The sequence below is a fragment of the Pedobacter hartonius genome (assembly GCF_900107535.1).
GTDB classification, from domain to species: Bacteria; Bacteroidota; Bacteroidia; order Sphingobacteriales; family Sphingobacteriaceae; genus Pedobacter; species Pedobacter hartonius.
Genome location: NZ_FNRA01000026.1, coordinates 1 through 7,944, shown reverse-complemented (window position 1 = coordinate 7,944; position 7,944 = coordinate 1). Strand labels below are relative to the sequence as shown.

Here is a 7,944-nt window from a genome sequence, read left to right as displayed (position 1 = left end):
CTGGGATATTTGTCCCCGGAGGAATTTGGTAAAAACTTAAATAAAGAAAATATTGCAGCTTAACTGAATGTCCATTTTATTGTTGCAATTCCAAAAGATCGACCATCCTTATTTGATTTAGTAAAAGCGTTAGTCTGCAAGCAGTTTATGTATGTTTTAGCTGACCGCATTAAGCTATGTCTCCGCTTTGTATACTTTGCACACGATTTAATAAAACCAGCAAGATTATCTTCTGAGACTACCTTATAGGAGGTCTCCGCATGATAAGACACCATGTGGTTTTCATCGAAAAGCGTATTTGGGGTTATTGTTCATCGTGCTGCCTATTTAAGTACCAATGATAGAATTCAATATAAAAATTATTGGTGGAAAAGGTGACAAATTTGGTACTAAAGAGTACTTTTTGGAATGCCTGATTACCATTACTATATTTCAATACAAGTAAAAGCTGTGGCAGACTTAAAAACCAACAGTTAAAAAATGGGAAATGGTCTAAAAAGCCATCCAATCCAGCAAGTTCTTCTGATTGCTTTTTGGAAACGGCCTGCTTGACATTTATTTTTTGGATTGCTTTTGCTTCGGGTGCATCTTTATCGATAAGTGCAATTTCACTAGAGGTAAGTATCGTCAGAATCTTATTGATAACCATTTTATCCTGAAAACTTCCATAGTCCCATTGCGTAAGTGCGATTCTTTCAATCCGCCGATTGTTTAAGCCAATGGTTTTTTCAGTTTTGTTGTCATCTACTAATGTTATGGCTTTATTTTTTTTAAGCAATATTTCTGTTCTTGCGGCCTGGATCTGTGCATCAAAAAGGCTTTGAGCCAAATCAATGATGAGTTTTACATCATCTCCCGATCTTGATTTACGTGTTAAAGGTTTCTTTTTTATTTCAATTAGACTAATGTATTCCTCACTTTCTATGAGCACATCCACTTCTCCTTCAGGGCCTGTACAATCGATATAGTTTCCATGACTGAATTCGATATTTTTCTCCTTGAGTTTTTTGTAAACATATTTCTCGGTTGCAACTCCAATATGATTATTGCTCTGATCATTATTGGGGGTGAGGCCTCTAACAAGGGTTGCTATAACTTCGTAAAACCCAATAGCGCACCAGCTTTTATCGCAAAGGAGGAATTTTGTCTCTGAGATTTTTATCAATGGCTTAAAGCCGAAATCAATAAAATTATAATCGGTCATCATCTTGAATTCACTGTTGACAGTACCAATTTCATGAGAGATCATAGAAAGGATAGCTGCAATATCATCGGAAGCCAAATCAGGTAGGGTTTTCCTAACTTTCGAAAGATAAACAAGCTGAGGGCCTGTAGCAGCAGTTATCTCATCTATACATTTGGCGACCTGAAACATGTTTTCAATCGTGAAACCGTAAAGCGTTTTAAAGTCAACCTCATTCACCCAATTAAACACATTTTCACTGATGTCGATAACATCCTTAATATCGTTGGAGGGAAAGGTAAATACCGTATCGAAAAGGGCAAGTTGCTTGATATAGTTCGGGAAGCTGGGTATATCAAAGATCGTGCTGTCAAACCGGGAGTAACTTTGGATATCCTGTACGGTTGACAGTAGTGTGGCTATCGTTATTATCTTATTTAAGATTTCACCGTCGGTTTTTTTTTCTGGCCGTTCAACCAGATGTTTAACTGCCAAGTTCAACAGATAGCCATATGGTCTAAGTGGAGAAACGTGTGCTGGTATAACGCCTTTGCTGGCTCCAATTGCATACCTGTTAAATTCCCGGATATAGGAATGCGTAACTAAATGATTAAAAATCACATTTATCAATTTAATTCCGCCAAGTTTATTGATATGTTGTTCTATCATTTCAGCTGCTTTTTCCGATTCAATCTCGATGGTTGCATCTTTTAGAACAACGCTGCAACCCAATGCTTTCAATGCTAATGCAGCGTTTGCAATGTCATATTGTCTCGGAAAATCTTCCCTTAATTTTTCTAAAAGGGTCGGTGTTGGCTCATCTTCTTCGTCTTCCACGCTGTAAGACTTAGGACTTGAGATGTAAATTTTATCCTTTGCAGATTTAATGGCATACTTCCATGAATCAATACTGGTCAAAGGCTTAACAGCTTTTCTTGCAGCCTTTAGTTCGTATATAACTTTCAGGAATTCTGTGTTGTCGACTCCGTTCAGTACAGTGTCATAAACAAGCCCCTCCTCTAATAATTTTAATGTATCATGCTGCGAACCCTTGTCTTCCGGCGTGGATTCCAAGGCTATTTTGATCTGGGAGGAAAGTTTATCGATAACGTGCGCACTGAACAGGGAATTTCCAGGAGTAAGCCCAACATAGTTATACCGAGCATTCAGGTCATCTCCAACTGAGCTGATATTTTCATTTACTGAAAGTACAAGTTTTTTAAATTCGCTTAACATAGTTGAATGAGTTTATAAATCTGTTTTTAATATTGTCGCGGCATCAGCAAATATTAATTTGTTATCAGTCGTTTTGATGTAGGTATGGAAGCCGAACGACTTTATTTTTAGACCAGCAGAGCTTCCCATTGTTGTACTAAATGAGCTAAAAAAATCATGATGTTCACGAAGTATTTTTACATCAAGATACCATACTACCGGCATTATGATTAGTTTATCCAACAACAAGGGATCAGTAACCCCAATCGTCTCCCTGTCAATCTTAAATTCCAATTTTTCCAATAGAATGATTTTTAGCTCCTCCCATTCGACAGGTTCAACTGGGGTGTGGATGTTTACCACTTCAACAAGTACTTCCTCAAGATCACTATTTGACATTAAAAGAAAGTCTTTTGGCCTACCATTGGGGTATGGAGATTCCATTGTTACCAGTGCACTTTCATTATCTGACAGCAGATGTTTTAAGGCAGATAGTTCCCCAATTGGATTCAGGAAATTCCAACCAGCGATATTGCTGAACTTTCCTTTTAGAGAATCCCAAATACCTGCTTCGTGCTCGGGAATTTGATGGAGCATTTCTCCAATAAGATCATCCATGTAATTTGTAAATGAGATTAAAAATGGATCATCCCCGGCCTCAACACGCATTAGCATTCTTACAAGGCTTGTGTTGTTGGCACGCTTTTCTTCAAGCTGTCTAAGCACTATGTCATCAAGTTTATCGAGATTAGAAGATCCATTCTCAACAATTAATCTAAATAAATTCGGACAGTGTTTTTGGATTAAATATAGGCTTCTTGACATTATGATTTGTGTTAGGTTTTATGCGTAAAATAAAGATTTTCAATAGGAAATATACTCTAGGATAGCTTGCCATATCATGAGCATAATAAATTCAGATTCCTCATGGGGATTAGAGTTTATAAACCGGATTTAATCAAGATCATCTATCCTTACCATGCGTAATTTGTTCCTCCCGATATTAATTTCGTCAATTGCTATGCGACCAATTGTTTCCTTTTCGCTATCCATATAATAACTGATCTTCCATTGGGCATTAGGAGCAATCTCATTAATTCTTTTAAAGTACGGCCAGTCTACTGCACCTAAAGAATGTCCCAAGACAATGATGCTTTCAACGTCTGTCAACTTTTTTAGGAAGGCTTTGTGTTCTGTAAGTATTGCTTCAGTATCTTTTTGAAGTTCGTAAAATGGTCTTCTTGAAGCCGCTTCACCATCAGAAAATAACGTGCGGCTACTATTACCTTCTTCATCGAGTTCATCTTCGGCCGGATCTGTTTCGTTTAACTCACCATGTCCAAATATAAGTTCTCCAAACTGTTCATTTGCGTTATTGTGGATGTATAGAATTTGGCTTTTGGCAATGCCATAGTATTCCTCCAACGTGTCAGTATAATTGAAGTTAATAAAGGCAGAATTGCCTTTCAGGAAAATCAGTCTTTTAAGAATAGATTCTTTACTTGGGTAGTCTAAGCTAATGATCCAGTCGGTGAATCCCTCTCTGATCATCTCAATTAAATTTTCAGCTTCCTCCGAAATACCATCTGCAAGGTCGTAGGTGTCACTGACCTTGAAATTTTCAGCAGTATGGTCAATGTGGTTGTTATCATTGAAAAATGATTTATAATTGAAGCGGTACAGCTCTGCCTCGAAATTCTTCCACAGGTATTTATAATCAACGCTAAAATCAAAGTATTCCTCTAGAGCATTTTCGAGATCGTTGTTATTGTTGCTGACAAAATTATGAAAATCCGAATATCTGGTATTTAGTGAGTGGTGAATATCAAAGCCGTTGCCGATAATGTATAGGTTTTTCATGTTTTAGATTTGGCGTCGTTGCGGAGAGAAAAAGAGTTGCGTTGTGATATCTAAATATAACTATTTATTAAGCAAGCGAATAAACTTTTCAAAATTCCATTGGACTGAAATTAAATCTTAAATTCTCATTTAGGTGTATTATAGATCAAATCTTGAAAAAACTTATATCAGCTAATAAACAATTGAATTGCGCATTTTTAATCCACTCCATGGATCTTTATTATACTTCTCCTTTGCATCAGAAATCCCTGCAATCTGCTCGTTGGTCAATGACAGGACTTTTTTTAAATTGACCATGCCAATAATATTATTAATAATTTCAGTAAATGTTTTATGTACTTTTTCTTGAAACACATAGATATTATAATAACTACCTCCCATTAAATCAGAAATATCTGAGTCAAGACCAAAGTCGAGTGGATCAAAATTTGAGTTAAGTTCATCAGTTAATTCATCTGGAAACCAAATGATTAGTTTTGTTAGAGGATTAACACTTTTCACAGCGGTTAAAGGCTTTATGAAGCTCCGATGTTGAACAGCCTCTCTTAAGGGATATATAAAGTCTATGAATCCAGAAATTTCAGGTCTCGTAAGATAGTCGAAAATTTCAGGGGATTTAGATTGTAAGGCTTTATAATAAGGAAGACTAGATTTCACTTTTTGACCTTTTTTTTGAAGGCCTACCTGGTTTCTAGTTGAATTTTGGAGAGAAAATCCTAATTCAAAAATATAATTAAGCATCCAAGCAATATTGTCGTAGCTTCCAGTAATTAGTATAACAAAATAACTCAAATGATACATCAAATCCATTGTCCCTTGATTACTAACTGTTTTTAATGAATGATATTTCAATTCAACTATAGCTTTGTTTATCAGAGTTACTCTATCATGTAGACTCTGGCAAAGATTTTCTAGAGTAGGTCTAGTGCTTCTATAAGCCATTTTGAGGTAGCAAAACTCAACCCAAAAGGTTTTGTAATTGGGTATTTGCGCATTTGTTTTATGCATATCATATAAAAACTCACTTAGCACACCAAAATCATAACCGATAAAAATTTTATTTTTGATATGATAAACTTGTAGAATGTCTAAAATCTGAGTTAAATTGGTAGACTTACTATGTCTATCAGATACGGAATAATGAAACCATATACTTGATAGTGCCATCTTGTCTTGCAATTCCATACCAGTCTCAAGTTTAAAATGGGCATTGCGTTCTTCATTAATTTCAGATGAAAATATAGCTTCAACACTTTTTGATTTAAGAATGTAACTATTACCTTGTAAATAATAGGTAGCGAAGTCTCCATTAAAGGATTCTACGAACTTCATTATTTCAACATCATTAGTTGGAGTGAATACAATTTTGCAAGTGTTGAATGAGCAGATTTTCAAAAACCTAATAATGTCATCAGTTTCGTTTTTTATTTCATTTATATATGAATTAGTATCTACTATTATATAAGGAACATCTGGAACTGGTAACGTATCTAAAGGATTCTGTCTAAAAAGATTACTATTCATAAATGAAAATCGTCGTTATGTTGATAGATTAAAGTTAAGCAATTGACCCAGTTTGCGAAATACGCTTTTAAACCTGTAGCTAGTGCGTTAGTATTTTTTGTTAGGCTGATTATTTGACTTTGATATAATCAAACATTCAAGAATGTGTAAATTTGGAAATATACTTTCAGTTAGACGCTTATGAGTATCAACTATTTTAAACCCCGTGACCGTTTTGATTTCAGTAATGACACCTTAGATATTGGAAACCCTATATCTTGGAGCCGTAAAGATTTTCTAAAGCATTTATTTAAAAGAATTTTTGCTATCAGCGAAAAACGCATTGAAGATTTTTACCAACGGCATCTTAATTACTATTTGGAACAACATCCCGATGATGGTAACGAAGAAACTTTTTTCAGATATCTATGGGATTTGATTGATCGTCAGCTGAACGTACTGCTGCTTAAAGATATTTATGATAAAGACCATATTCGTAATGAGCGAGAAATTAAGCAGCTTAAAAAATTCACTGAAGTATTGATCTTACATGACCAGTGGAATTTACATAAATCTACCGAAGCAGCTGTTGCAGCGCAGCAATTAGAAATCCATGCCTTAAATCAAGAGAACATTCAATTAAATGCAGAACTAGCAGAATACCGTCAATGGGACGGTTATATTGACATCAGGGAGGGACAGGTGCTGCCTTTATTAGACCTGTTTATAAAAATGCAAGCCCTGGAAACTATCGAAGGTGACCAATTGTTAATCACTCACGCACAAAATACCTGGGCAAAGATGATCAGTAAATACTTTAGGGAGGTTGACAATAAAAATAAAGGTCAAACCAAAGAAATTAAAATAGAAAGGTTAAGGTACTATTTACGGGGGATTGATCCACAAGACCCTATAAAAAGAGAACACGACATACCGAAAAAACACCAACTTTACACGATCTCCCGCTCAATATAAGTAGATAAGGATTTTATAGTTTTACCAAAATCTACCAAAAGAATAGTTTTGTAATCAGATGGTATTAAGCCATTTAATTGCCTTATACAAACACATCCAAATCAATCATTTTACCACGCAGACTTCGTGGTAAATTAAAGTTAGTTCCATAACATTCTTTTGTTCCAAAACAAAGGTTATGGAAATCACGAACAAACAATCCCCTTCTCATTGCATATATGATGCAATCAGTGCCTTTCTACTTGGCAGATCATTGCTTAGGCTTGATAGTTCCTAAGCGCAAAGCTGGATATACAGCTAATCAGTTAGCTGTATATCCAGCTTTGCAGTCCCATAGTTATACAGATACTCAGTTATACACTAAAAAGTATGGTAATCATCAAATCAAGGAGGAATAAGAATGCAACTAGAAATTATCACGAAAGAGGATTTAAAACAATTAAAGACCGAGATGCTTGCCGAGATAAGGCAACTTATTAAACCGGAAGACAGGCAGAGCAAACAATGGTTGAAAAGCGCAGAAGTACGCAAACTGCTGAACATCTCACCGGGAACGCTGCAAAATTTACGCATCAACGGTACGCTGAGATTTACAAAAATTGGCGGGATGATGTATTACAAGCTGGAAGACATCACCAGGCTATTAGAAGGAGGCCAGCCATGACCGGAACCAGCATCCACAGCAAGGCAGCCGATTACAGCAAATGGATCAAACGAATGGGTGCCGACAGCAGGATGATGGCCACCCATGTAAGCCTTTTCACTGCCCTGTTTGTCCTTTGGCAGCAGGGCGGTTTTGCCAGTCCCTTTGCCATTACCCGCAAAAAACTCATGGCTTATAGCCGGATCGCATCGGTTGCCACATACCACAAATGCATCAAAGAATTGGATGAATTTGGGTACATCCGTTACCAGCCATCTTACCATCCCATCAGGGGTAGCCTGGTCTACTGGCCACCTGGTTAAGCTGGGTCAACCGACCAGAAAAGGTGCCGGGAAATCCTGGCGAAGTTTTGCACCCGGACGCTCCTTACAGGAGCCATCCGGGCATACAAACCGCTAAGGTTTGCCGAAGCTTTTAGCACGTCAAACTTATGCGCTTTGTAGGGAGCGAGATACTATTATAAAAAGCAAATTTTGGAGTATCTTTTTTCAAGTATTATATTTGTCAATACAGAGGTTATGTCGCTAATTTTTGGCAAAGACCA

The 7,944-nt window shown here is 36.5% G+C and carries 7 protein-coding genes; 3 read left to right on the top strand and 4 right to left on the bottom strand.

Annotated features, from left to right (window positions below; all coding sequences use genetic code 11):
• Positions 1–304: 304 nt before the first annotated feature.
• The 4 genes from BLW16_RS22615 to BLW16_RS22600 form a co-directional block, all read right to left on the bottom strand.
• Positions 305–2,419 (bottom strand): hypothetical protein, encoded by a 2,115-nt coding sequence (locus BLW16_RS22615; protein WP_090560163.1) that lies wholly within the window; start codon positions 2,417–2,419, stop codon positions 305–307.
• A 12-nt stretch (positions 2,420–2,431) separates the two neighbouring features.
• Positions 2,432–3,223 carry a hypothetical protein gene (locus BLW16_RS22610; RefSeq protein ID WP_090560162.1) on the bottom strand — a complete coding sequence of 264 codons (792 nt, stop codon included), beginning with the start codon at positions 3,221–3,223 and terminating at the stop codon, positions 2,432–2,434.
• A gap of 129 nt (positions 3,224–3,352) precedes the next feature.
• A complete protein-coding gene (locus BLW16_RS22605; RefSeq protein ID WP_090560161.1) occupies positions 3,353–4,258 on the bottom strand; it encodes a bacteriophage abortive infection AbiH family protein in 906 nt (301 codons plus the stop codon).
• A 171-nt stretch (positions 4,259–4,429) separates the two neighbouring features.
• A complete protein-coding gene (locus tag BLW16_RS22600) occupies positions 4,430–5,782 on the bottom strand; it encodes a hypothetical protein (RefSeq protein ID WP_090560160.1) in 1,353 nt (450 codons plus the stop codon).
• Positions 5,783–5,962: 180 nt separating this feature from the next.
• Between BLW16_RS22600 and BLW16_RS22595 the strand changes: the two genes are divergently transcribed.
• The 3 genes from BLW16_RS22595 (at position 5,963) to BLW16_RS22580 (ending at position 7,702) form a co-directional block, all read left to right on the top strand.
• Complete coding sequence (locus BLW16_RS22595; protein WP_090560159.1) at positions 5,963–6,736, top strand: hypothetical protein; 774 nt, start codon at positions 5,963–5,965, stop codon at positions 6,734–6,736.
• Positions 6,737–7,136: 400 nt separating this feature from the next.
• Positions 7,137–7,400: a helix-turn-helix domain-containing protein gene (locus BLW16_RS22585; RefSeq protein WP_090560157.1), complete on the top strand. Its 264-nt coding sequence runs from the start codon at positions 7,137–7,139 to the stop codon at positions 7,398–7,400.
• Positions 7,397–7,702 carry a hypothetical protein gene (locus BLW16_RS22580; RefSeq protein WP_090560156.1) on the top strand — a complete coding sequence of 102 codons (306 nt, stop codon included), beginning with the start codon at positions 7,397–7,399 and terminating at the stop codon, positions 7,700–7,702. The genes BLW16_RS22585 and BLW16_RS22580 overlap by 4 nt, the downstream gene beginning before the upstream one ends.
• The last annotated feature ends 242 nt before the right edge of the window (positions 7,703–7,944 follow it).

Excerpts from the sequence above, each read along its gene's own strand:
- BLW16_RS22600 (WP_090560160.1), bottom strand. The coding sequence starts at position 5,782 with ATGAATAGTAATCTTTTTAGACAGAATCCTTTAGATACGTTACCAGTT.
- BLW16_RS22585 (WP_090560157.1), top strand. The coding sequence starts at position 7,137 with ATGCAACTAGAAATTATCACGAAAGAGGATTTAAAACAATTAAAGACC.
- BLW16_RS22605 (WP_090560161.1), bottom strand. The coding sequence starts at position 4,258 with ATGAAAAACCTATACATTATCGGCAACGGCTTTGATATTCACCACTCA.
- BLW16_RS22595 (WP_090560159.1), top strand. The coding sequence starts at position 5,963 with ATGAGTATCAACTATTTTAAACCCCGTGACCGTTTTGATTTCAGTAAT.
- BLW16_RS22615 (WP_090560163.1), bottom strand. The coding sequence starts at position 2,419 with ATGTTAAGCGAATTTAAAAAACTTGTACTTTCAGTAAATGAAAATATC.
- BLW16_RS22610 (WP_090560162.1), bottom strand. The coding sequence starts at position 3,223 with ATGTCAAGAAGCCTATATTTAATCCAAAAACACTGTCCGAATTTATTT.
- BLW16_RS22580 (WP_090560156.1), top strand. The coding sequence starts at position 7,397 with ATGACCGGAACCAGCATCCACAGCAAGGCAGCCGATTACAGCAAATGG.